The sequence below is a fragment of the Pseudomonas sp. WS 5532 genome (assembly GCF_012985445.1).
Taxonomy (GTDB): domain Bacteria; phylum Pseudomonadota; class Gammaproteobacteria; order Pseudomonadales; family Pseudomonadaceae; genus Aquipseudomonas; species Aquipseudomonas edaphica.
In genome coordinates this window covers 15,111-35,195 of the sequence record NZ_JAAQWK010000005.1, presented here as the reverse complement: position 1 = coordinate 35,195, position 20,085 = coordinate 15,111, and the positions used below count along the sequence as shown (strand labels likewise).

The window sequence follows — 20,085 nt, the reverse complement described above, 5'->3', positions numbered from 1 at the left end:
AAACGGCAGAAAAGCGAAGATATTCAGAGAAAAGTAGCGAAAATAACGCAAAAACCGCCCGAATGAGGGCGGTTCTGCTTCTCGTTTAGAGTCAGCTAAGCGTTACGCCCAATGCAGCTGCAATGCCCTGGCCGTAAGCTGGGTCAGCCTTGAAAAAGTGCTGAAGCTGGCGCTGAACCACATCACTGCTGACGCCGGCCATCGCGCCGGCGATGTTGTTAATCAGCAGCGCTTTCTGAGCGTCGTCCTGCAGGCGGAACAACGCACCGGCATGGCTGTAGTAGTCCGTGTCTTCACGTTGATCATAACGGTCAGCAGCACCGTTCAGCGCCAGAGGCGGCTCAGCGTACTGTGGCGCCTGCTTTGGTGTATCCGCCACGCTGTTGGGCTCATAGTTAGGAGACGCACCACCGTAACCAAAGGACATGGAACCATCGCGCTGGTTGTTATTGACCGGACTCAATGGGGAGTTGATCGGCAACTGCTGATGGTTGGTGCCGACGCGATAGCGGTGGGCGTCCGCATAAGCGAAAACACGGCCTTGAAGCATACGGTCTGGCGACAGACCAACACCCGGAACCATATTGCTTGGGCCGAAGCATGCCTGCTCGACTTCAGCAAAGTAATTCACTGGATTACGGTTCAGCTCCAGCTCACCCACCTCGATCAACGGAAACTCCTGCTGCGACCAGGTCTTAGTCACGTCGAACGGGTTTTCATAGTGAGCAGCGGCCTGAGCCTCGGTCATGATCTGGATGTTGACGCTCCACTTCGGAAAGTCACCGCGCTCAATCGCATCAAACAGGTCACGCTGCGCGTAATCAGGATCGGTACCGGCGATACGTGTCGCCTCCTCGGGTGTCAGGTTTTTGATCCCTTGCTTGGTTTTATAGTGCCACTTGACCCAATGGCGCTCGCCTTTAGCGTTGATAAGGCTGTAGGTATGGCTCCCGAAGCCGTGCATGTGACGATAGCCGTCTGGAGTGCCACGATCCGAGAACAGAATGGTGATCTGGTGCAGCGCCTCTGGGGACAATGACCAGAAGTCCCAGACCATCTGTGCACTTTTGAGGTTGGTTTGCGGCAACCGTTTCTGGGTGTGGATAAAATCTGGAAACTTGAGCGGGTCGCGAATGAAGAACACCGGGGTGTTGTTGCCAACGATGTCCCAGTTACCTTCCTCGGTGTAAAACTTCAAGGCAAAGCCGCGCGGGTCACGCGCAGTATCTGCCGAGCCACGCTCACCACCCACCGTGGAAAAACGCAGAAACGTTGGAGTCTGCTTGCCTACGGACTCAAACAGCTTGGCGCGGGTGTATTGGGTAATATCCCGAGTCACTGTAAACGTACCGTGTGCACCAGAGCCTTTGGCGTGCACACGACGCTCAGGAATGTTCTCACGGTTGAAGTGCGCAAGCTTCTCGATGAGATGAAAATCATCGAGGAGCAGTGGCCCACGCGGGCCGGCAGTGCGGGAGTTCTGGTTATCTGCGACGGGAGCGCCGCTGGCGGTGGTCAGAATTGTACTCATGCTCAATCTTCCTCAGGTCAGGCTTAGAACTGCCGGCTAATCGGCTGGAGGGAGTATTGACCATCAAGATGACACCATCAAATGCATTAAATTATGGACTTTGATAGAAAATAACTAATAACCCGTCAGGGCGAATAGAGTTTGGATTAATAAGGGAACCGGCAGCGACTTGAGGAATATAGACGACTTTCCTATCGCCCACAAAAAACCGGGCACTAGGCCCGGTTCTTCGTTGCAGCATGTCGTCTTACTCGGCGCTTACAGCTTCGCCGGCAGTAGCACGATCAACCAACTCGACATACGCCATAGGCGCGTTGTCGCCAGTGCGGAAGCCGCACTTGAGGATGCGCAGGTAGCCACCCTCACGGGTAGCGTAACGCTTGCCCAGGTCGTTGAAGAGCTTACCAACGATAGCTTTCGAACGAGTACGGTCGAAAACCAAACGGCGGTTAGCCAGGCTGTCTGTCTTGGCCAAAGTGATCAGCGGCTCAGCAACGCGACGCAGTTCTTTAGCTTTCGGCAGGGTAGTTTTGATCAGCTCGTGCTCGAACAGCGACACCGCCATGTTTTGAAACATGGCCTTGCGGTGCGAGCTGGTACGGCTCAGGTGACGACCACTTTTACGATGACGCATGGTTCATTCCTTACCAAACTCACGTTCGGTGATTACGACGATCAGGCAGTCGCCTTGTCGTCCTTCTTAAGACTTGCAGGCGGCCAGTTGTCGAGGCGCATGCCGAGGGACAGACCGCGGGAGGCCAGAACGTCCTTGATTTCAGTCAAGGATTTCTTGCCCAGGTTCGGAGTCTTCAACAGTTCTACTTCGGTACGCTGAATCAGGTCGCCGATGTAGTAAATGTTTTCCGCCTTAAGGCAGTTAGCCGAACGTACAGTCAGTTCCAGATCGTCAACCGGGCGAAGCAGGATCGGATCGATCTCGTCTTCCTGCTCGATTACCACTGGTTCGCTGTCACCTTTGAGGTCGACGAACGCAGCCAACTGCTGTTGCAGAATGGTTGCAGCGCGGCGGATAGCCTCTTCAGGATCCAGAGTACCGTTGGTTTCCAGATCAATAACCAGCTTGTCCAGGTTAGTACGCTGCTCGACACGGGCGTTTTCCACCACGTATGCGATACGGCGAACCGGGCTGAACGAAGAGTCAAGCTGCAAGCGACCAATGCTGCGGCTTTCGTCTTCATCGCTCTGACGCGAGTCGGCCGGTTCATAACCACGACCACGAGCTACAGTGAGCTTCATGTTCAGGGCGCCGTTAGACGCCAGGTTAGCGATTACGTGATCGGGATTAACGATCTCGACATCATGATCCAGCTGAATATCGGCAGCGGTAACCACCCCCGAACCCTTCTTCGACAAGGTCAGCGTAACTTCGTCACGGCCGTGCAGCTTGATAGCCAGACCTTTAAGGTTCAACAGGATTTCAATTACGTCTTCCTGTACACCTTCGATGGCGCTGTACTCGTGGAGCACACCGTCAATCTCGGCCTCGACTACTGCACAGCCGGGCATTGAGGACAACAGGATGCGGCGCAGCGCGTTGCCCAGGGTGTGGCCAAAACCACGCTCGAGAGGCTCGAGAGTGATCTTGGCGCGGGTTGGACTGACAACCTGCACATCAATGTGGCGGGGTGTCAGGAACTCATTTACCGAAATCTGCATGGATGCACCTATTTTCTAGCCCTTACTTGGAGTAGAGCTCGACAATCAGGCTTTCGTTGATGTCGGCGGACAGATCACTGCGAGCAGGAACGTTCTTGAAAACGCCCGACTTCTTCTCAGTGTCTACTTCTACCCATTCTACGCGGCCACGTTGGGCACACAGATCGAGAGCTTGGACAATGCGAAGTTGGTTTTTTGCTTTCTCGCGAATCGCGACCACGTCACCAGCACGAACCTGGTAGGACGGAACGTTAACGGTTTGGCCGTTTACGCTGACGGATTTGTGCGATACCAGCTGACGGGATTCGGCACGAGTCGAACCAAAGCCCATACGGTATACAACGTTGTCCAGACGGCATTCGAGCAGTTGCAGCAGGTTTTCACCGGTTGCACCTTTCTTGCCAGCAGCTTCTTTGTAGTAGCCGCTGAACTGACGCTCGAGAACGCCGTAAATACGACGGACCTTCTGCTTTTCACGCAGTTGGGTGCCGTAATCGGACTGGCGACCGCGGCGTTGGCCGTGGATACCAGGTGCTGCTTCAATGTTGCACTTCGATTCGATCGCGCGCACGCCGCTCTTCAAGAAGAGATCGGTGCCTTCGCGACGAGCGAGTTTGCATTTTGGACCAATGTAACGAGCCATTCTTTACAATCTCCTGGATTACACGCGGCGCTTCTTCGGCGGACGGCACCCGTTGTGCGGGATTGGCGTCACGTCGGTGATGCTGGCGATCTTATAGCCACAGCCGTTCAAAGCACGGACAGCAGACTCACGACCTGGACCTGGACCTTTGACGTTAACGTCGAGGTTTTTCAGGCCGTATTCCAGCGCAGCTTGACCAGCACGTTCAGCAGCTACTTGAGCAGCAAACGGGGTGGACTTGCGGGAACCGCGGAAACCCGAACCACCAGAGGTAGCCCAAGACAGCGCGTTACCTTGACGGTCGGTGATGGTCACGATGGTGTTGTTAAAAGATGCATGGATGTGGGCGATGCCATCAACCACTGTCTTTTTAACTTTTTTACGAGGACGAGCAGCAGGTTTTGCCATGATAATTTTCCTGTCGATTCGCGTGGGCGATTACTTGCGGATCGGCTTACGCGGACCTTTACGGGTACGCGCGTTAGTCTTGGTACGCTGACCGCGTACTGGAAGACCACGACGATGACGCAGACCACGGTAGCAACCGAGGTCCATCAAACGCTTGATTTTCATGTTGATTTCGCGACGCAGGTCACCTTCAGTGGTGAACTTCGCCACTTCGCCACGCAACAGCTCAATCTGCTCGTCGCTCAGATCTTTGATCTTTGCGGCTGGGTTTACCCCAGTGTCTGCGCAAATTTTCTGCGCAGTAGTGCGACCAACACCATAGATGTAGGTCAGCGAGATAACAGTGTGCTTGTTATCTGGAATGTTAACGCCTGCAATACGGGCCATTCAGTGGGACTCCAATTGACAGCTACCTACGCCCCGGAAGCCAAGAAATAGGGCGCGAGATAATATCGCTGTAATAACAAATAATCAACCCGGCAGCGCACTAGCTGCCGGGCTTCAAGCGGATCACACTCAGCCTTGGCGCTGTTTGTGACGCGGTTCCGCGCTGCAAATTACTCGAACAACACCTTCGCGGCGAATAATCTTGCAGTTACGGCACAGCTTTTTCACCGATGCACGAACTTTCATCACCAACTCCTCGAACCTTATGGGGTACTCAGCGCAACATGCCGCTGCCGTAGCCCTTCAGGTTGGCTTTCTTCATCAGGGATTCGTACTGGTGCGAAACGAGGTGCGATTGTACTTGGGACATGAAGTCCATCACAACCACGACCACGATCAGCAACGAGGTCCCGCCAAGGTAGAACGGAACGTTTGCTGCAACCACCAGGAACTGGGGAAGCAAGCACACGGCCGTCATATATAGAGCACCGAACAGGGTCAAACGAGTCAGAACGCCATCAATGTAGCGTGCCGACTGCTCACCTGGACGGATACCCGGAATAAAGGCACCGGACTTCTTCAGGTTTTCCGCTACGTCTTTCGGATTGAACATCAACGCCGTATAGAAGAAGCAGAAGAAAATAATCCCTGCACTAAACAGCAGAATATTCAACGGCTGACCAGGAGCGATCGACTGAGAGAGGTCCTGCAGCCAGCCCATATTTTCAGACTGACCAAACCAGGTACCCAACGAAGCCGGAAACAGCAAAATGCTGCTCGCGAAAATTGCCGGAATAACACCGGCCATATTCACTTTCAGCGGCAAGTGGCTGGTCTGCGCAGCAAAGACCTTACGGCCCTGCTGACGCTTGGCGTAGTGAACAGCAATACGACGCTGGCCACGCTCAATGAACACCACAAAACCGATAATCGCTACTGCCAGCACACCGATGGCAACCAGGGCGAAGATATTGATATCACCCTGACGTGCAGACTCGAAAGACTGCCCGATTGCTCTCGGAAGACCGGCGACGATACCTGCGAAAATCAACATCGAGATACCGTTGCCAACACCACGCTCAGTAATCTGCTCACCCAGCCACATCATGAACATCGCGCCAGCCACAAACGTGGATACCGCGACGAAATAGAAGCCAAAGTCACCAGTGAACGCAACGCCCTGCCCCGCCAGGCCAACGGACATGCCGATAGCTTGAACCAGGGCGAGAACGACAGTGCCGTAGCGGGTGTACTGGCTAATCTTGCGACGGCCAGCTTCACCTTCCTTCTTCAACTGCTCCAGCTGCGGGCTCACGGCGGTCATCAACTGCATGATGATCGATGCCGAAATGTACGGCATGATCCCCAATGCAAAGATGCTCATCCGTTCCAGCGCGCCGCCGGAAAACATGTTGAACAAGCTAAGAATGGTCCCCTCATTCTGTCGAAACAGGTCTGCGAGTCGGTCCGGGTTGATACCTGGAACCGGGATGTGTGCGCCTATTCGGTAGACGATAATCGCCAGGAACAGAAAACGCAGACGAGCCCAAAGTTCAGACATACCGCCTTTGCCGAGCGCTGAGAGAGCACCTTGCTTAGCCATTTATTCCTCGAACTTGCCGCCAGCTGCTTCGATAGCCGAACGCGCACCTTTGGTGGCGCCGATTCCCTTGCCGATAGTGACAGCGCGAGTCACTTCACCGGACAACATGATTTTCACACGTTGTACGTTGACGTTGATCACGTTGGCATCTTTCAGGGTCTGCACAGTAACGATGTCGCCTTCCACTTTAGCCAGCTCGGACAGACGCACTTCTGCGCGATCCATGGCTTTCAGGGATACGAAACCGAACTTAGGCAGGCGACGATGCAGCGGCTGTTGACCGCCTTCAAAGCCAGGAGCAATGGTGCCACCGGAGCGGGAGGTTTGACCTTTGTGGCCACGGCCACCAGTCTTACCCAAACCGCTACCGATACCACGGCCCGGACGATGCTTTTCGCGACGGGAACCCGGCGCTGGACTCAGATCATTGAGTTTCATCGATTAACCCTCTACACGCAGCATGTAGTAAGCCTTGTTGATCATCCCGCGATTCTCGGGAGTATCCTGGACTTCTACAGTGTGACCGATGCGACGCAGACCCAAACCTTTAACACACAGTTTGTGGTTAGGGATGCGGCCGGTCATGCTTTTGATCAGCGTTACTTTAACGGTAGCCATGATCAGAAGATCTCCTTGACAGTCAGACCACGCTTGGCAGCGATGGACTCAGGAGATTGCATAGCTTTCAAACCCTTGAAAGTGGCGTGAACCACGTTTACCGGGTTAGTCGAGCCGTAGCACTTGGCCAGAACGTTCTGAACGCCAGCAACCTCGAGGACAGCACGCATAGCGCCGCCAGCGATGATACCGGTACCTTCAGAAGCAGGCTGCATGTACACCTTCGAAGCGCCGTGAGCGGACTTCATTGCGTACTGCAGCGTGGTGCCGTTCAGATCAACTTGGATCATGTTGCGACGAGCAGCTTCCATTGCCTTCTGGATCGCGGCAGGCACTTCACGTGACTTGCCACGGCCGAAGCCAACACGCCCTTTACCATCACCTACCACGGTCAACGCGGTGAAAGTGAAGATACGGCCGCCTTTAACGGTTTTGGCTACGCGGTTAACTTGAACCAGCTTCTCAATGTAGCCTTCGTCGCGCTTTTGGTCGTTATTTGACATAACTTAGAACTCCAGCCCAGCTTCACGAGCAGCATCAGCCAGCGCTTTCACGCGACCGTGGTACTTGAAGCCAGAGCGGTCGAAAGCCACTTGCGAGACGCCCACGGCCTTAGCACGTGTAGCGACCAGCTGGCCAACCTTTGTGGCCGCGTCGATGTTGCCGGTGGCACCATCACGCAGTTCTTTATCCAAAGTCGAGGCGCTGGCCAGGACTTTGTTGCCGTCGGCCGAGATGACCTGGGCGTAGATGTGCTGCGACGAGCGGTACACGCAGAGACGCACGACTTCGAGTTCGTGCATTTTCAGGCGTGCTTTGCGAGCGCGACGCAGTCGAGTAACTTTTTTGTCGGTCATTTGCTATGCCCTACTTCTTCTTGGCTTCTTTACGACGGACGACTTCGTCCGCGTAGCGCACACCTTTGCCTTTGTACGGCTCTGGTGGACGGAAGTCGCGGATCTCAGCGGCCACCTGACCTACCAGCTGCTTATCAATACCCTTGATCAGGATATCGGTTTGGCTAGGGGTCTCAGCGGTGATGCCTTCCGGCAGTTCGTAATCCACTGGGTGCGAGAAGCCAAGGGCCAGGTTCAAAACCGTGCCTTTTGCTTGCGCTTTGTAACCAACACCGACCAGCTGGAGCTTACGCTCGAAGCCTTGGCTTACGCCTTGGACCATGTTGTTTACCAACGCACGCGTGGTACCGGCCATTGCGCGAGTTTGTTGATCGCCATTGCGAGCAGCGAAACGCAGCTCACCAGCTTCTTCAACGATCTCAACGGACGAATGGATGTTCAGTTCAAGAGTGCCCTTGGCACCCTTCACCGAAAGCTGTTGGCCTGCGAATTTTACTTCGACACCGGCTGGCAGCTTAACGGGGTTCTTAGCGACGCGAGACATGCTTATCCCCCCTTAGAACACAGTGCAAAGAACTTCGCCGCCGACACCGGCAGCGCGCGCAGCACGATCCGTCATCACACCTTTGTTGGTGGAGACGATAGACACGCCCAGACCGCCACGAACTTTCGGCAGATCTTCAGCGGACTTGTACTGACGCAGGCCTGGACGGCTAACGCGCTTCACTTCTTCAATGACCGAACGGCCTTCGAAGTACTTCAGCTCGATGGACAGCAGTGGCTTGGTTTCGCTGCTGATCTGATAACCCGCAATGTAGCCTTCGTCTTTCAGGACTTTGGCAACAGCTACCTTCAACTTGGAAGATGGCATGCTTACGACGGACTTTTCAGCCATCTGGGCATTACGGATACGAGTTAGCATGTCCGCTAACGGGTCCTGCATACTCATGGGCTAGACGCTCCTAATACAAAAAAATTAGCCTTGCGGCTACATATGTCGCCGAGAATCTCCGGCCATAAAAAACACGGGCTCAGGCGAGCCGCGTATTTTAGACATACTCCGGAAATGAAACAAGCCCCAAAAGGGGCTTGATCCAGATTCAAGGTCACCGGCGGTCAGTATCTTGCGATTCTGCCCACCTGGACGTTGAAAGTACTTACCAGCTGGCTTTAACCAGACCTGGTACGTCACCACGCATTGCCGCTTCACGCAGTTTGTTACGGCCGAGGCCGAACTTGCGGTAAACGCCGTGTGGACGACCGGTCAGGCGGCAGCGGTTACGCATGCGCGAAGCGCTTGCGTCACGTGGCTGCTTCTGCAGAGCAACTGTAGCTTCCCAGCGCGCTTCTGGACTTGCGTTCAGATCAACGATGATTGCTTTCAGTGCTGCACGCTTCTTGGCGTACTTGGCAACCGTGAGCTGACGCTTCAGCTCGCGGTTTTTCATGCTCATCTTGGCCATGGTCCTACTCCAATCAGTTGCGGAACGGGAATTTGAAAGCACGCAACAGGGCGCGACCTTCATCATCGTTCTTGGCAGTGGTGGTCAGGGTGATGTCCAGACCGCGAAGAGCATCGATCTTGTCGTAGTCGATTTCCGGGAAGATAATCTGCTCTTTCACGCCCATGCTGTAGTTACCACGACCATCGAAGGACTTGGCATTCAGGCCGCGGAAGTCGCGAACCCGAGGCAGGGAGATCGACAGCAGACGATCCAGGAATTCATACATACGCTCACGGCGCAGAGTCACTTTGACGCCGATCGGCCAACCTTCACGGACTTTAAAGCCAGCGATGGATTTCCGAGCGTAAGTCACAACGACTTTTTGACCGGTGATCTTTTCCAGGTCAGCAACAGCGTGCTCGATGACTTTTTTGTCACCGACCGCTTCGCCCAGACCCATGTTCAGGGTGATTTTGGTAACGCGTGGAACTTCCATCACGTTCGAAAGCTTAAGTTCTTCCTTAAGTTTCGGTGCGATTTCTTTCCAGTAAATCTCTTTTAGTCGTGCCATGGTCTTCTACCTAGCAGTGTTCAAGCATCAACCGCTTTTTGGGTCGACTTGAAGACACGAATTTTCTTGCCGTCTTCTACTTTGAAACCAACGCGGTCAGCCTTGTTGGTTTCGCCGTTGAAAATGGCGACGTTAGAAGCGTCCAGTGGAGCTTCTTTTTCGACGATACCGCCTTGTACGCCCGACATCGGGTTAGGCTTGGTATGACGCTTAACCAGGTTCAGACCGCCGATAACCAGACGGTTATTAGCGAGAACCTTAAGCACCTTACCGCGCTTACCTTTGTCTTTGCCGGCGATCACGATGATCTCGTCGTCACGACGAATCTTTTGCATGTCGGATCTCCTTACAGCACTTCTGGGGCGAGCGAGACGATCTTCATGAACTTCTCAGTACGAAGTTCACGGGTCACTGGCCCAAAGATACGGGTGCCGATCGGCTCTTGCTTGTTGTTCAGAAGAACAGCAGCGTTGCCATCAAAGCGGATAATGGAGCCATCAGCACGGCGTACGCCGTGACGAGTGCGGACTACAACAGCAGTCATCACTTGGCCTTTTTTCACTTTACCGCGAGGAATTGCTTCCTTCACGGTAACTTTGATGATGTCACCGATACCAGCGTAACGACGATGGGAGCCACCCAGCACCTTGATGCACATAACACGGCGAGCGCCGCTGTTATCGGCCACATCGAGCATGGATTGAGTCTGAATCATATAATTTCTCCGACCCCTAGTCCTTAGACTTCCACAGCGCGTTCGAGAACATCAACCAGTGCCCAAGACTTGGTCTTGGCCAGCGGACGAGTTTCACGAATAGTGACTTTGTCGCCGATGTGGCACTGGTTGGTTTCGTCGTGCGCGTGCAGCTTAGTCGAACGCTTAACATATTTACCGTAGATCGGGTGCTTAACGCGACGCTCGATCAGTACGGTGATGGTTTTGTCCATCTTGTCGCTGACAACACGGCCAGTCAGCGTACGGACAGTCTTTTCGGCTTCAGCCATGATCACTTACCTGCCTGCTGGTTGAGCACAGTCTTCACGCGAGCGATGTCACGCTTAACTTGCGAGAGCAGATGAGACTGCCCCAACTGGCCAGTTGCTTTCTGCATACGCAGATTGAACTGGTCGCGCAGCAGGCCGAGCAGTTGCTCGTTCAGCTGCTGTGCGGATTTTTCACGAAGTTCATTCGCTTTCATCACATCACCGTCCGTTTAACAAAGGCGGTGGCGAGCGGCAGCTTTGCAGCAGCCAGGGCAAAAGCCTCACGCGCCAGCTCTTCAGTTACACCCTCGATTTCATACAGGACTTTGCCTGGCTGAATCTGGGCTACCCAGTATTCCACGTTACCCTTACCTTTACCCATCCGAACCTCGAGAGGCTTTTTGGAGATCGGCTTATCCGGGAATACACGGATCCAGATCTTGCCGCCACGTTTTACGTGACGGGTCAGTGCACGACGCGCTGACTCGATCTGACGAGCGGTGAGACGACCACGAGCTACAGACTTCAGCGCGAACTCGCCGAAGCTGACTTTGCTACCGCGCTGAGCCAGACCACGGTTGTGGCCTGTCATCTGCTTGCGGAACTTCGTACGCTTAGGTTGCAACATTTGGCGTACCCCTTACTTAGCAGCTTTTTTACGAGGCGCTGGTGCTTGTGGTTTCAGTTCTTCTTGGCGACCACCAATTACTTCGCCCTTGAAGATCCAAACCTTTACACCGATCACACCGTAAGTGGTGTGAGCTTCGTAGTTGGCATAGTCGATGTCGGCACGCAGGGTGTGCAGTGGCACACGACCTTCGCGATACCATTCAGTACGTGCAATTTCAGCACCGCCGAGACGACCGCTCACTTGGATTTTGATGCCTTTGGCACCAATGCGCATGGCGTTCTGTACAGCGCGCTTCATAGCGCGACGGAACATTACACGACGCTCCAGCTGCTGAGCTACGCTCTGCGCAACCAGCATACCGTCGAGCTCCGGCTTACGGATCTCTTCGATATTGATGTGCACAGGCACACCCATTTGCTTGGTCAGGTCCTGACGCAGTTTCTCAACATCTTCACCTTTCTTCCCGATAACGATACCTGGACGAGCGGTGTGGATGGTGATACGTGCAGTTTGTGCCGGACGATGGATATCGATACGGCTTACGGACGCGCTTTTTAGTTTGTCTTGGAGATACTCACGCACCTTCAGATCAGCGAACAAATAGTCCGCATAAGTCCGACCGTCTGCGTACCAGACGGAGGTGTGCTCCTTGACGATTCCCAGGCGAATGCCAATGGGATGTACTTTCTGACCCATCTCTTCGACTCCGTTACTTGTCAGCAACCTTGACAGTGATATGGCAAGACCGCTTGACGATGCGATCAGCACGGCCTTTGGCACGTGGCATGATGCGCTTCAGCGAACGCCCTTCGTTGACGAAAACGGTGCTGACCTTCAGGTCATCAACGTCTGCGCCTTCGTTATGCTCGGCGTTGGCTACGGCCGACTCCAGCACTTTCTTCATGATCTCGGCGGCTTTCTTACTGCTGAAAGCCAACAGGTTGAGCGCTTCGCCCACCTTCTTCCCGCGGATCTGGTCGGCGACCAAGCGGGCTTTCTGGGCGGAGATTCGAGCGCCCGACAACTTAGCGGCTACTTCCATTTCCTAACCCCTTAACGCTTGGCTTTCTTGTCTGCCACGTGCCCACGATAAGTGCGGGTACCGGCAAACTCGCCCAGTTTGTGGCCGACCATGTCTTCGTTAACGAGAACTGGGACGTGTTGGCGACCGTTGTGTACTGCGATGGTCAGACCGACCATTTGTGGCAGGATCATCGAACGACGCGACCAGGTCTTAACTGGTTTGCGATCGTTCTTTTCCGCCGCCACTTCGATCTTCTTCAGTAGGTGAAGATCAATAAAAGGACCTTTTTTCAGAGAACGTGGCACTGTCGTATCCCTCTATTTACTTGCGACGACGGACGATCATTTTGTCGGTACGCTTATTACCACGAGTCTTCGCGCCCTTAGTCGGGAAGCCCCATGGCGATACCGGATGACGACCACCAGAGGTACGACCTTCACCACCACCGTGTGGGTGGTCAACCGGGTTCATGGCAACACCACGAACGGTTGGGCGAACGCCACGCCAGCGTTTGGCACCAGCTTTACCCAGCGAACGCAGGCTGTGCTCGGAGTTCGAGACTTCGCCCAAGGTCGCGCGGCATTCAGCCAGCACTTTACGCATCTCACCAGAACGCAGACGCAGGGTCACGTAGACACCTTCACGAGCGATCAGCTGAGCCGAAGCACCAGCGGAACGAGCGATTTGCGCGCCTTTACCTGGCTTCAATTCGATGCCGTGTACGGTGCTACCAACTGGAATGTTACGCAGTTGCAGAGCGTTGCCCGGCTTGATCGGTGCCAAAGCACCTGCGATCAGCTGGTCACCAGCACTCACGCCTTTAGGGGCGATGATGTAGCGACGCTCGCCATCTGCGTACAGCAGCAGAGCGATGTGAGCAGTACGGTTTGGATCGTATTCAATACGCTCGACAGTGGCAGAGATGCCATCTTTGTCGTTGCGACGGAAATCGACCAGACGATAATGCTGCTTATGGCCACCACCGATGTGACGAGTGGTAATACGACCATTGTTGTTACGACCACCAGTCTTCGATTTTTTCTCGAGCAGCGGTGCGTGAGGAGCGCCTTTATGCAGCTCCTGGTTGACCACCTTGACCACAAAACGGCGGCCAGGGGAAGTCGGTTTGCATTTAACGATTGCCATGATGCACCCCTTCCTTACTCAGCACTGCTGCTGAAATCGAGATCTTGGCCTGGCTGAAGGGAGATAACTGCCTTCTTCCAGTCATTACGCTTGCCCAGACCGCGAGCAGTGCGCTTGCTCTTACCCAGAACATTCAGGGTAGTAACACGCTCTACTTTCACGCTGAACAGGCTTTCGACGGCCTTCTTGATTTCCAGCTTGGTTGCGTCAGTTGCAACCTTGAAAACGAACTGGCCTTTCTTGTCAGCCAGAACCGTAGCCTTTTCGGAAACGTGCGGGCCAAGCAGAACTTTAAATACGCGTTCCTGGTTCATCCCAGCAGCTCCTCGAATTTCTTCACGGCCGACACGGTGATCAACACCTTGTCGTATGCGATCAGACTAACTGGATCGGAACCTTGCACGTCACGTACATCAACGTGTGGCAGGTTGCGAGCAGCCAGGTACAGGTTCTGATCAACAGCTTCCGACACGATCAAAACGTCGGTCAGGCTCATGTTGTTCAGTTTGCCCAGCAGATCTTTGGTTTTTGGACTTTCAACAGCGAAGTCTTGAACCACGACCAGACGATCAGTACGCACGAGTTCAGCAAGGATGGAGCGCAGTGCTGCGCGATACATCTTCTTGTTGAGCTTCTGAGTGTGATCCTGTGGACGAGCTGCGAAAGTGGTACCGCCGCCACGCCAGATTGGGCTACGGATAGTACCGGCACGAGCACGGCCAGTACCTTTCTGACGCCAAGGGCGCTTACCGCCACCACGTACGTCGGAACGGGTCTTTTGCTGCTTGCTACCTTGACGGCCGCCGGCCATGTAGGCCACGACTGCTTGGTGAACCAGCGTCTCGTTGAATTCGCCGCCAAATGTCAGTTCGGAAACTTCGATCGCTTGAGCGTCATTTACATTTAATTGCATGTCAGCTTCCCCTTAACCGCGAGCCTTGGCCGCTGGACGTACAACCAGGTTGCCGCCAGTAGCGCCAGGAACAGCACCCTTGACCAACAACAGATTGCGTTCAGCGTCGACGCGCACTACTTCGAGGGACTGCACGGTCACGCGCTCAGCGCCCATATGACCGGACATTTTTTTGCCCTTGAATACACGACCAGGAGTCTGGCACTGGCCAATAGAGCCCGGGACGCGGTGGGAAACGGAGTTACCGTGAGTGTTGTCTTGGCCACGGAAATTCCAACGCTTGATCGTACCCTGGAAGCCTTTACCCTTGGACTGACCGGTTACATCAACCAGTTGACCAGCGGCGAAGATTTCAGCGTTGATCAGATCGCCAGCCTGGTAGTCGCCGTCTTCGAGACGGAACTCCATAACAGTGCGACCAGCTGCAACGTTTGCTTTAGCGAAGTGACCTGCTTGAGCAGCAGTCACGCGCGAAGCACGACGCTCGCCGACAGTGACTTGCACTGCACGATAGCCATCGGTTTCTTCAGTTTTGAACTGGGTGACGCGATTCGGCTCGATCTCAATGACCGTGACCGGAATGGAGACACCTTCTTCGGTGAAAATACGGGTCATACCGCATTTACGACCGACTACACCAATAGTCATGTTGTAAACCTCATGAGTGTACGGGGCTTTCACCCGCTATGGCCGCCCATTTCAGAGCGTTACACGACTAAGACCCAAGTCTTAGCCGAGGCTGATCTGTACTTCCACACCGGCCGCCAGATCAAGCTTCATAAGTGCATCAACGGTTTTATCCGTTGGCTGGACGATGTCCAGTACGCGCTTATGAGTACGGATCTCGTACTGGTCACGCGCGTCTTTGTTGACGTGCGGGGAGACCAGAACGGTGAACCGCTCTTTACGGGTAGGCAGTGGAATTGGACCACGCACTTGAGCACCAGTACGTTTCGCGGTTTCCACGATTTCCTGGGTGGATTGGTCGATCAGGCGATGGTCAAAAGCCTTCAACCTGATACGGATTTGCTGATTTTGCATTGGATTTCAGACTCCGGCTGCTATTCCCAGCGAGCGCAATACGCCCGTTAAAAGGAGGCGCAATTCTATAGACGGCCCTGATAGGTGTCAACCCAATAAAAAAGGCCCCCGCTGAGCGGGGGCCTTTTCAAAACATCAGAGCTATCTCAGAAGAGATAATTACTCGATGATTTTAGCTACAACGCCAGCACCAACGGTACGGCCGCCTTCACGGATTGCGAAACGCAGACCGTCTTCCATAGCGATGGTTTTGATCAGGGTGACAACCATTTTGATGTTGTCGCCTGGCATTACCATTTCTACGCCTTCCGGCAGTTCGCAGTTACCGGTTACGTCGGTAGTACGGAAGTAGAACTGTGGACGGTAGCCTTTGAAGAACGGAGTGTGACGGCCGCCTTCTTCTTTGCTCAGCACGTACACTTCAGCTTCGAACTTGGTGTGCGGCTTAACCGAACCTGGCTTAACCAGAACCTGGCCACGCTCAACGTCGTCACGCTTGGTACCACGCAGCAGAACGCCGCAGTTCTCGCCAGCACGACCTTCGTCGAGCAGTTTACGGAACATTTCAACACCGGTGCAGGTGGTGACGGTAGTGTCACGCAGACCAACGATTTCCAGTGGATCTTGAACCTTGACGATACCGCGCTCGATACGACCAGTTACAACAGTACCGCGACCGGAGATCGAGAATACGTCTTCGATTGGCATCAGGAACGGCTTGTCGATAACACGAACTGGATCTGGGATGTAGCTGTCCAGAGTCTCAACCAGTTTACGAACGGACGTGGTGCCCATTTCGTTGTCGTCTTTGCCTTCCAGAGCCATACGAGCAGAACCGATGATGATCGGAGTGTCGTCGCCTGGGAAGTCGTAAGTGCTCAGCAGATCGCGCACTTCCATCTCAACCAGTTCCAGCAGCTCAGCGTCGTCTACCAGGTCGGCCTTGTTCAGGTAAACCACGATGTACGGAACGCCTACCTGACGGGACAGCAGGATGTGCTCACGGGTTTGTGGCATCGGACCATCAGCGGCCGAGCAAACCAGGATCGCGCCGTCCATCTGGGCAGCACCGGTGATCATGTTCTTCACATAGTCAGCGTGACCTGGGCAGTCAACGTGAGCGTAGTGACGGATCAGCGAGTTGTATTCAACGTGCGCGGTGTTGATGGTGATACCACGAGCTTTTTCTTCTGGCGCGCTGTCGATTTTATCGAAATCAACGATTGCGGAACCGAATACTTCGGAGCAAACGCGAGTCAGAGCAGCAGTCAGAGTGGTTTTACCGTGGTCAACGTGACCGATGGTGCCAACGTTGACGTGCGGTAGGGAACGATCAAATTTTTCTTTAGCCACGACAATTAACTCCTTGCCTAAAGGACTGAATCAGCCTTGTTTTTTGGATACAGTTTCAGCGATGTGCGCCGGAGCTGTGTTGTATTTTTTGAATTCCATAGAGTAGCTTGCGCGACCCTGGGACATGGAGCGAACGTCGGTCGCATAACCGAACATCTCACCCAACGGAACCTCGGCGCGAATCACTTTGCCGGAAACCGTGTCTTCCATACCCAAGATCATGCCGCGACGACGGTTAAGGTCGCCCATGACATCACCCATATAGTCTTCAGGTGTAACAACTTCTACCGCCATGATTGGCTCAAGCAACTCACCACCGCCCTTCTGGGCCAGTTGCTTGGTTGCCATGGAAGCAGCCACCTTAAACGCCATCTCGTTGGAGTCGACGTCGTGGTAAGAACCGTCAAAAACGGTTGCTTTCAGGCCGATCAGCGGATAGCCGGCAACAACACCGTTCTTCATCTGCTCTTCGATACCCTTCTGGATAGCAGGGATGTATTCCTTAGGAACAACACCACCCACTACTTCGTTCACGAATTGCAGACCTTCCTGACCTTCGTCAGCAGGAGCAAAACGGATCCAGCAGTGACCGAACTGACCACGACCGCCGGACTGACGAACGAACTTGCCTTCGATTTCACAGTTCTTCGTGATGCGCTCACGATAGGAAACCTGAGGCTTACCGATGTTGGCTTCGACGTTGAACTCACGGCGCATCCGGTCAACCAGGATGTCCAGGTGCAGCTCGCCCATGCCGGAGATGATCGTTTGACCAGTCTCTTCATCAGTCTTGACGCGGAAAGATGGATCTTCCTGAGCAAGTTTGCCCAAAGCGATACCCATTTTTTCCTGGTCATCCTTGGTCTTAGGCTCTACGGCAACCGAAATAACCGGCTCCGGGAAGTCCATGCGAACCAGGATGATTGGCTTGGCAGCGTCGCACAAAGTCTCACCAGTGGTGACGTCCTTCATGCCGATCAGGGCCGCGATGTCACCAGCGCGTACTTCCTTGATCTCTTCACGGGCGTTTGCGTGCATTTGCACCATACGACCCACGCGCTCTTTCTTACCTTTAACCGAGTTGATCACGCCGTCGCCGGATGCCAACACGCCCGAGTAAACACGGACGAAGGTCAAAGTACCCACGAATGGGTCGGTAGCGATCTTGAACGCCAAGGCCGAGAACGGCTCGCTGTCGTCTGCATGACGCTCCATTTCTTCTTCCTCGTTATCAGGGTTGGTACCCTTGATAGCAGGAATATCGGTTGGAGCAGGCAGGTAGTCGATCACAGCATCGAGAACCAGGGGAACGCCCTTGTTCTTGAACGAGGAACCGCAAACAGCCAAGACGATCTCACCAGCGATAGTACGCTGACGCAGAGCGGCCTTGATTTCCACGTTGGTGAGTTCTTCACCCTCGAGGTACTTGTTCATCAGCTCTTCGCTGGCTTCGGCCGCAGCCTCAACCATGTTGTTGCGCCACTCGTCAGCCAGTTCCTGCAGTTCTGCAGGGATAGGCTTACGAACAGGAACCATACCTTTGTCGGAGTCATTCCAGTAAACAGCTTCCATGTTGATCAGATCGATCTGACCCTGGAAGTTGTCTTCGGAACCGATTGCCAATTGAATTGGCACCGGAGTGTGACCCAGGCGCTGTTTGATCTGACCGATCACGCGCAGGAAGTTGGCACCAGCACGGTCCATCTTGTTTACGTAAACAAGACGTGGAACGCCGTACTTGTTGGCTTGACGCCATACGGTTTCCGACTGAGGCTCAACACCCGAGGTACCGCAGAACACAACGACAGCGCCGTCGAGTACGCGCAGGGAACGCTCAACTTCAATGGTGAAGTCTACGTGGCCTGGTGTATCGATTACGTTGAAGCGATGCTCGTCTTTGTACTGCTTCTCGGAACCTTTCCAGAAGGCGGTAATAGCAGCAGAAGTAATGGTAATACCACGCTCCTGCTCCTGAACCATCCAGTCTGTGGTCGCGGCGCCGTCATGCACCTCGCCCATTTTGTGACTTTTGCCGGTGTAAAACAGTACGCGCTCGGTGGTGGTGGTTTTACCAGCATCCACGTGAGCAACGATACCGATGTTACGGTAGCGGCTAATCGGAGTAGTACGAGCCATAAAGCCCTCGCAAAATTAGTGAAGCTAAGATTAGAAGCGGTAGTGCGAGAAAGCTTTGTTAGCTTCAGCCATACGGTGCACGTCTTCACGCTTCTTAACAGCAGCACCTTTACCTTCAGCGGCGTCCAACAGCTCGCCGGCCAAACGCAGAGCCATAGACTTCTCGCCGCGCTTACGGGCGAAGTCTACCAACCAGCGCATTGCCAGAGCGTTACGACGGGACGGACGAACTTCGACCGGAACCTGGTAAGTAGCACCGCCTACACGGCGCGACTTCACTTCGACCAGCGGAGCGATGGCGTCGAGAGCTTTCTCGAAGATTTCCAGGGGGTCGCTGTTCTTGCGTTCTTTAACCTTTTCCAGCGCGCCATAAACGATACGCTCGGCAACGGCTTTCTTGCCGCTTTCCATCACGTGGTTCATGAACTTGGCCAGAATTTGGCTTCCGTATTTTGGATCGTCAAGCACTTCGCGCTTGGCTGCTACGCGTCTTCTTGGCATGGATAAGCCCTCAAACGGTCTTCAGGTTCGCTCGGAATCGGTGCCCTTTCGGGACGCCTCCGACCTTACTCTTATCGACTCAGAAAATAAGATGATTCAGTTTTACAAAAAGCCGCTACTACTTAGGCTTCTTGGTACCGTACTTCGAACGACCCTGGTTACGACCTTTAACGCCGGAAGTATCCAAGGAGCCGCGTACGGTGTGGTAACGAACACCTGGCAAGTCTTTTACACGACCGCCGCGGATCAGTACCACGCTGTGCTCTTGCAGGTTGTGGCCTTCACCGCCGATGTACGAGGAAACCTCGAAACCGTTGGTCAGACGCACACGGCATACTTTACGCAGTGCCGAGTTAGGTTTTTTCGGCGTGGTGGTATACACACGAGTGCATACGCCACGACGTTGCGGGCAGTTCTGCAGCGCAGGTACGTCGGATTTCTCGACGATACGCTTACGCGGCTGACGTACCAGCTGGTTGATAGTTGCCATCTACTAGCTCCACTGTTGTCTTGCGACGCTATTGTCTTGCAAGAAAAGCAAAATGGCAGGAACGAATTCCCGCCAAATTTAGGGGTACAAGAGTCTAAAGAGGATCTTGCCCCCAGTCAAGGCAAG

At 54.1% G+C, this 20,085-nt stretch carries 33 protein-coding genes; all 33 read right to left on the bottom strand.

Going from position 1 to position 20,085, the window contains the following annotated elements:
• Positions 1–91: 91 nt before the first annotated feature.
• Positions 92–1,537, bottom strand: a complete 1,446-nt coding sequence (locus HBO23_RS10720; protein ID WP_170038012.1) for a catalase — start codon at positions 1,535–1,537, stop codon at positions 92–94.
• A gap of 241 nt (positions 1,538–1,778) precedes the next feature.
• On the bottom strand, positions 1,779–2,165 hold the full coding sequence (rplQ, locus tag HBO23_RS10715) for a 50S ribosomal protein L17 (RefSeq protein ID WP_017135967.1): 387 nt from the start codon (positions 2,163–2,165) through the stop codon (positions 1,779–1,781).
• Positions 2,166–2,206: 41 nt separating this feature from the next.
• Positions 2,207–3,208: a DNA-directed RNA polymerase subunit alpha gene (rpoA, locus tag HBO23_RS10710; RefSeq protein ID WP_003176403.1), complete on the bottom strand. Its 1,002-nt coding sequence runs from the start codon at positions 3,206–3,208 to the stop codon at positions 2,207–2,209.
• 22 nt (positions 3,209–3,230) lie between these two features.
• The gene (rpsD, locus tag HBO23_RS10705) at positions 3,231–3,851 is read right to left on the bottom strand and encodes a 30S ribosomal protein S4 (RefSeq protein WP_003210056.1); all 621 of its coding nucleotides are present in this window, start codon (positions 3,849–3,851) and stop codon (positions 3,231–3,233) included.
• Between the two features lie 18 nt (positions 3,852–3,869).
• A complete protein-coding gene (gene rpsK, locus HBO23_RS10700) occupies positions 3,870–4,259 on the bottom strand; it encodes a 30S ribosomal protein S11 (protein WP_002555466.1) in 390 nt (129 codons plus the stop codon).
• A gap of 30 nt (positions 4,260–4,289) precedes the next feature.
• Positions 4,290–4,646: a 30S ribosomal protein S13 gene (gene rpsM, locus HBO23_RS10695; protein WP_003210063.1), complete on the bottom strand. Its 357-nt coding sequence runs from the start codon at positions 4,644–4,646 to the stop codon at positions 4,290–4,292.
• Between the two features lie 129 nt (positions 4,647–4,775).
• On the bottom strand, positions 4,776–4,892 hold the full coding sequence (gene rpmJ / locus HBO23_RS10690) for a 50S ribosomal protein L36 (RefSeq protein ID WP_002555468.1): 117 nt from the start codon (positions 4,890–4,892) through the stop codon (positions 4,776–4,778).
• 28 nt (positions 4,893–4,920) lie between these two features.
• Positions 4,921–6,249 (bottom strand): preprotein translocase subunit SecY, encoded by a 1,329-nt coding sequence (secY, locus tag HBO23_RS10685; RefSeq protein ID WP_017135965.1) that lies wholly within the window; start codon positions 6,247–6,249, stop codon positions 4,921–4,923.
• Positions 6,250–6,687, bottom strand: coding sequence for a 50S ribosomal protein L15 (gene rplO, locus HBO23_RS10680; protein ID WP_003176407.1), 438 nt, complete (start codon positions 6,685–6,687; stop codon positions 6,250–6,252).
• Positions 6,688–6,690: 3 nt separating this feature from the next.
• Positions 6,691–6,867 carry a 50S ribosomal protein L30 gene (rpmD, locus tag HBO23_RS10675; protein ID WP_003176408.1) on the bottom strand — a complete coding sequence of 59 codons (177 nt, stop codon included), beginning with the start codon at positions 6,865–6,867 and terminating at the stop codon, positions 6,691–6,693.
• A gap of 2 nt (positions 6,868–6,869) precedes the next feature.
• A complete protein-coding gene (gene rpsE / locus HBO23_RS10670; protein ID WP_003176409.1) occupies positions 6,870–7,370 on the bottom strand; it encodes a 30S ribosomal protein S5 in 501 nt (166 codons plus the stop codon).
• Between the two features lie 3 nt (positions 7,371–7,373).
• A complete protein-coding gene (gene rplR, locus HBO23_RS10665; RefSeq protein ID WP_017135964.1) occupies positions 7,374–7,724 on the bottom strand; it encodes a 50S ribosomal protein L18 in 351 nt (116 codons plus the stop codon).
• Positions 7,725–7,734: 10 nt separating this feature from the next.
• Positions 7,735–8,268 (bottom strand): 50S ribosomal protein L6, encoded by a 534-nt coding sequence (gene rplF, locus HBO23_RS10660; protein ID WP_003176412.1) that lies wholly within the window; start codon positions 8,266–8,268, stop codon positions 7,735–7,737.
• 12 nt (positions 8,269–8,280) lie between these two features.
• Positions 8,281–8,673, bottom strand: coding sequence for a 30S ribosomal protein S8 (gene rpsH / locus HBO23_RS10655; RefSeq protein ID WP_010566853.1), 393 nt, complete (start codon positions 8,671–8,673; stop codon positions 8,281–8,283).
• A gap of 208 nt (positions 8,674–8,881) precedes the next feature.
• Positions 8,882–9,187 (bottom strand): 30S ribosomal protein S14, encoded by a 306-nt coding sequence (gene rpsN, locus HBO23_RS10650; RefSeq protein ID WP_003176414.1) that lies wholly within the window; start codon positions 9,185–9,187, stop codon positions 8,882–8,884.
• Positions 9,188–9,200: 13 nt separating this feature from the next.
• Positions 9,201–9,740 (bottom strand): 50S ribosomal protein L5, encoded by a 540-nt coding sequence (rplE, locus tag HBO23_RS10645; RefSeq protein ID WP_003176415.1) that lies wholly within the window; start codon positions 9,738–9,740, stop codon positions 9,201–9,203.
• 20 nt (positions 9,741–9,760) lie between these two features.
• A complete protein-coding gene (rplX, locus tag HBO23_RS10640; protein ID WP_003176416.1) occupies positions 9,761–10,075 on the bottom strand; it encodes a 50S ribosomal protein L24 in 315 nt (104 codons plus the stop codon).
• 11 nt (positions 10,076–10,086) lie between these two features.
• The gene (rplN, locus tag HBO23_RS10635; protein WP_002555479.1) at positions 10,087–10,455 is read right to left on the bottom strand and encodes a 50S ribosomal protein L14; all 369 of its coding nucleotides are present in this window, start codon (positions 10,453–10,455) and stop codon (positions 10,087–10,089) included.
• 23 nt (positions 10,456–10,478) lie between these two features.
• A complete protein-coding gene (gene rpsQ / locus HBO23_RS10630) occupies positions 10,479–10,745 on the bottom strand; it encodes a 30S ribosomal protein S17 (RefSeq protein ID WP_003176419.1) in 267 nt (88 codons plus the stop codon).
• A gap of 2 nt (positions 10,746–10,747) precedes the next feature.
• Positions 10,748–10,939: a 50S ribosomal protein L29 gene (gene rpmC, locus HBO23_RS10625; RefSeq protein WP_002555481.1), complete on the bottom strand. Its 192-nt coding sequence runs from the start codon at positions 10,937–10,939 to the stop codon at positions 10,748–10,750.
• Positions 10,939–11,352: a 50S ribosomal protein L16 gene (gene rplP / locus HBO23_RS10620; RefSeq protein ID WP_003232424.1), complete on the bottom strand. Its 414-nt coding sequence runs from the start codon at positions 11,350–11,352 to the stop codon at positions 10,939–10,941. Before rplP ends, rpmC begins: the two co-directional genes overlap by 1 nt.
• 12 nt (positions 11,353–11,364) lie before the next feature.
• The gene (rpsC, locus tag HBO23_RS10615) at positions 11,365–12,051 is read right to left on the bottom strand and encodes a 30S ribosomal protein S3 (protein ID WP_003176422.1); all 687 of its coding nucleotides are present in this window, start codon (positions 12,049–12,051) and stop codon (positions 11,365–11,367) included.
• A 13-nt stretch (positions 12,052–12,064) separates the two neighbouring features.
• Positions 12,065–12,397, bottom strand: coding sequence for a 50S ribosomal protein L22 (gene rplV, locus HBO23_RS10610; RefSeq protein WP_003103908.1), 333 nt, complete (start codon positions 12,395–12,397; stop codon positions 12,065–12,067).
• 11 nt (positions 12,398–12,408) lie between these two features.
• Positions 12,409–12,684 carry a 30S ribosomal protein S19 gene (gene rpsS / locus HBO23_RS10605; protein WP_002555486.1) on the bottom strand — a complete coding sequence of 92 codons (276 nt, stop codon included), beginning with the start codon at positions 12,682–12,684 and terminating at the stop codon, positions 12,409–12,411.
• Positions 12,685–12,700: 16 nt separating this feature from the next.
• Entirely contained in the window at positions 12,701–13,525 is an 825-nt protein-coding gene (gene rplB / locus HBO23_RS10600) for a 50S ribosomal protein L2 (protein WP_003176423.1), read from the bottom strand.
• Positions 13,526–13,539: 14 nt separating this feature from the next.
• Positions 13,540–13,839, bottom strand: a complete 300-nt coding sequence (gene rplW, locus HBO23_RS10595) for a 50S ribosomal protein L23 (RefSeq protein ID WP_002555488.1) — start codon at positions 13,837–13,839, stop codon at positions 13,540–13,542.
• Complete coding sequence (gene rplD / locus HBO23_RS10590; RefSeq protein ID WP_017135963.1) at positions 13,836–14,438, bottom strand: 50S ribosomal protein L4; 603 nt, start codon at positions 14,436–14,438, stop codon at positions 13,836–13,838. Before rplD ends, rplW begins: the two co-directional genes overlap by 4 nt.
• 12 nt (positions 14,439–14,450) lie before the next feature.
• Positions 14,451–15,086, bottom strand: coding sequence for a 50S ribosomal protein L3 (rplC, locus tag HBO23_RS10585; RefSeq protein WP_003194649.1), 636 nt, complete (start codon positions 15,084–15,086; stop codon positions 14,451–14,453).
• An 81-nt stretch (positions 15,087–15,167) separates the two neighbouring features.
• Positions 15,168–15,479, bottom strand: coding sequence for a 30S ribosomal protein S10 (gene rpsJ, locus HBO23_RS10580; RefSeq protein ID WP_003186070.1), 312 nt, complete (start codon positions 15,477–15,479; stop codon positions 15,168–15,170).
• Between the two features lie 159 nt (positions 15,480–15,638).
• Entirely contained in the window at positions 15,639–16,832 is a 1,194-nt protein-coding gene (gene tuf / locus HBO23_RS10575; protein ID WP_003176426.1) for an elongation factor Tu, read from the bottom strand.
• A gap of 30 nt (positions 16,833–16,862) precedes the next feature.
• Positions 16,863–18,968, bottom strand: a complete 2,106-nt coding sequence (gene fusA, locus HBO23_RS10570) for an elongation factor G (protein WP_010206921.1) — start codon at positions 18,966–18,968, stop codon at positions 16,863–16,865.
• A 30-nt stretch (positions 18,969–18,998) separates the two neighbouring features.
• Entirely contained in the window at positions 18,999–19,469 is a 471-nt protein-coding gene (gene rpsG, locus HBO23_RS10565; protein WP_002555493.1) for a 30S ribosomal protein S7, read from the bottom strand.
• 118 nt (positions 19,470–19,587) lie between these two features.
• A complete protein-coding gene (gene rpsL / locus HBO23_RS10560) occupies positions 19,588–19,959 on the bottom strand; it encodes a 30S ribosomal protein S12 (RefSeq protein ID WP_002555494.1) in 372 nt (123 codons plus the stop codon).
• Positions 19,960–20,085 lie beyond the last annotated feature (126 nt).

Bases quoted from the DNA above. Each gene is read 5' to 3' on its own strand.
- rplQ (WP_017135967.1), bottom strand. From the start codon at position 2,165: ATGCGTCATCGTAAAAGTGGTCGTCACCTGAGCCGTACCAGCTCGCAC.
- rpoA (WP_003176403.1), bottom strand. From the start codon at position 3,208: ATGCAGATTTCGGTAAATGAGTTCCTGACACCCCGCCACATTGATGTG.
- rpsD (WP_003210056.1), bottom strand. From the start codon at position 3,851: ATGGCTCGTTACATTGGTCCAAAATGCAAACTCGCTCGTCGCGAAGGC.
- rpsK (WP_002555466.1), bottom strand. From the start codon at position 4,259: ATGGCAAAACCTGCTGCTCGTCCTCGTAAAAAAGTTAAAAAGACAGTG.
- rpsM (WP_003210063.1), bottom strand. From the start codon at position 4,646: ATGGCCCGTATTGCAGGCGTTAACATTCCAGATAACAAGCACACTGTT.
- rpmJ (WP_002555468.1), bottom strand. From the start codon at position 4,892: ATGAAAGTTCGTGCATCGGTGAAAAAGCTGTGCCGTAACTGCAAGATT.
- secY (WP_017135965.1), bottom strand. From the start codon at position 6,249: ATGGCTAAGCAAGGTGCTCTCTCAGCGCTCGGCAAAGGCGGTATGTCT.
- rplO (WP_003176407.1), bottom strand. From the start codon at position 6,687: ATGAAACTCAATGATCTGAGTCCAGCGCCGGGTTCCCGTCGCGAAAAG.
- rpmD (WP_003176408.1), bottom strand. From the start codon at position 6,867: ATGGCTACCGTTAAAGTAACGCTGATCAAAAGCATGACCGGCCGCATC.
- rpsE (WP_003176409.1), bottom strand. From the start codon at position 7,370: ATGTCAAATAACGACCAAAAGCGCGACGAAGGCTACATTGAGAAGCTG.
- rplR (WP_017135964.1), bottom strand. From the start codon at position 7,724: ATGACCGACAAAAAAGTTACTCGACTGCGTCGCGCTCGCAAAGCACGC.
- rplF (WP_003176412.1), bottom strand. From the start codon at position 8,268: ATGTCTCGCGTCGCTAAGAACCCCGTTAAGCTGCCAGCCGGTGTCGAA.
- rpsH (WP_010566853.1), bottom strand. From the start codon at position 8,673: ATGAGTATGCAGGACCCGTTAGCGGACATGCTAACTCGTATCCGTAAT.
- rpsN (WP_003176414.1), bottom strand. From the start codon at position 9,187: ATGGCCAAGATGAGCATGAAAAACCGCGAGCTGAAGCGTCAGCTCACG.
- rplE (WP_003176415.1), bottom strand. From the start codon at position 9,740: ATGGCACGACTAAAAGAGATTTACTGGAAAGAAATCGCACCGAAACTT.
- rplX (WP_003176416.1), bottom strand. From the start codon at position 10,075: ATGCAAAAGATTCGTCGTGACGACGAGATCATCGTGATCGCCGGCAAA.
- rplN (WP_002555479.1), bottom strand. From the start codon at position 10,455: ATGATTCAGACTCAATCCATGCTCGATGTGGCCGATAACAGCGGCGCT.
- rpsQ (WP_003176419.1), bottom strand. From the start codon at position 10,745: ATGGCTGAAGCCGAAAAGACTGTCCGTACGCTGACTGGCCGTGTTGTC.
- rpmC (WP_002555481.1), bottom strand. From the start codon at position 10,939: ATGAAAGCGAATGAACTTCGTGAAAAATCCGCACAGCAGCTGAACGAG.
- rplP (WP_003232424.1), bottom strand. From the start codon at position 11,352: ATGTTGCAACCTAAGCGTACGAAGTTCCGCAAGCAGATGACAGGCCAC.
- rpsC (WP_003176422.1), bottom strand. From the start codon at position 12,051: ATGGGTCAGAAAGTACATCCCATTGGCATTCGCCTGGGAATCGTCAAG.
- rplV (WP_003103908.1), bottom strand. From the start codon at position 12,397: ATGGAAGTAGCCGCTAAGTTGTCGGGCGCTCGAATCTCCGCCCAGAAA.
- rplB (WP_003176423.1), bottom strand. From the start codon at position 13,525: ATGGCAATCGTTAAATGCAAACCGACTTCCCCTGGCCGCCGTTTTGTG.
- rplW (WP_002555488.1), bottom strand. From the start codon at position 13,839: ATGAACCAGGAACGCGTATTTAAAGTTCTGCTTGGCCCGCACGTTTCC.
- rplD (WP_017135963.1), bottom strand. From the start codon at position 14,438: ATGCAATTAAATGTAAATGACGCTCAAGCGATCGAAGTTTCCGAACTG.
- rplC (WP_003194649.1), bottom strand. From the start codon at position 15,086: ATGACTATTGGTGTAGTCGGTCGTAAATGCGGTATGACCCGTATTTTC.
- rpsJ (WP_003186070.1), bottom strand. From the start codon at position 15,479: ATGCAAAATCAGCAAATCCGTATCAGGTTGAAGGCTTTTGACCATCGC.
- fusA (WP_010206921.1), bottom strand. From the start codon at position 18,968: ATGGCTCGTACTACTCCGATTAGCCGCTACCGTAACATCGGTATCGTT.
- rpsG (WP_002555493.1), bottom strand. From the start codon at position 19,469: ATGCCAAGAAGACGCGTAGCAGCCAAGCGCGAAGTGCTTGACGATCCA.
- rpsL (WP_002555494.1), bottom strand. From the start codon at position 19,959: ATGGCAACTATCAACCAGCTGGTACGTCAGCCGCGTAAGCGTATCGTC.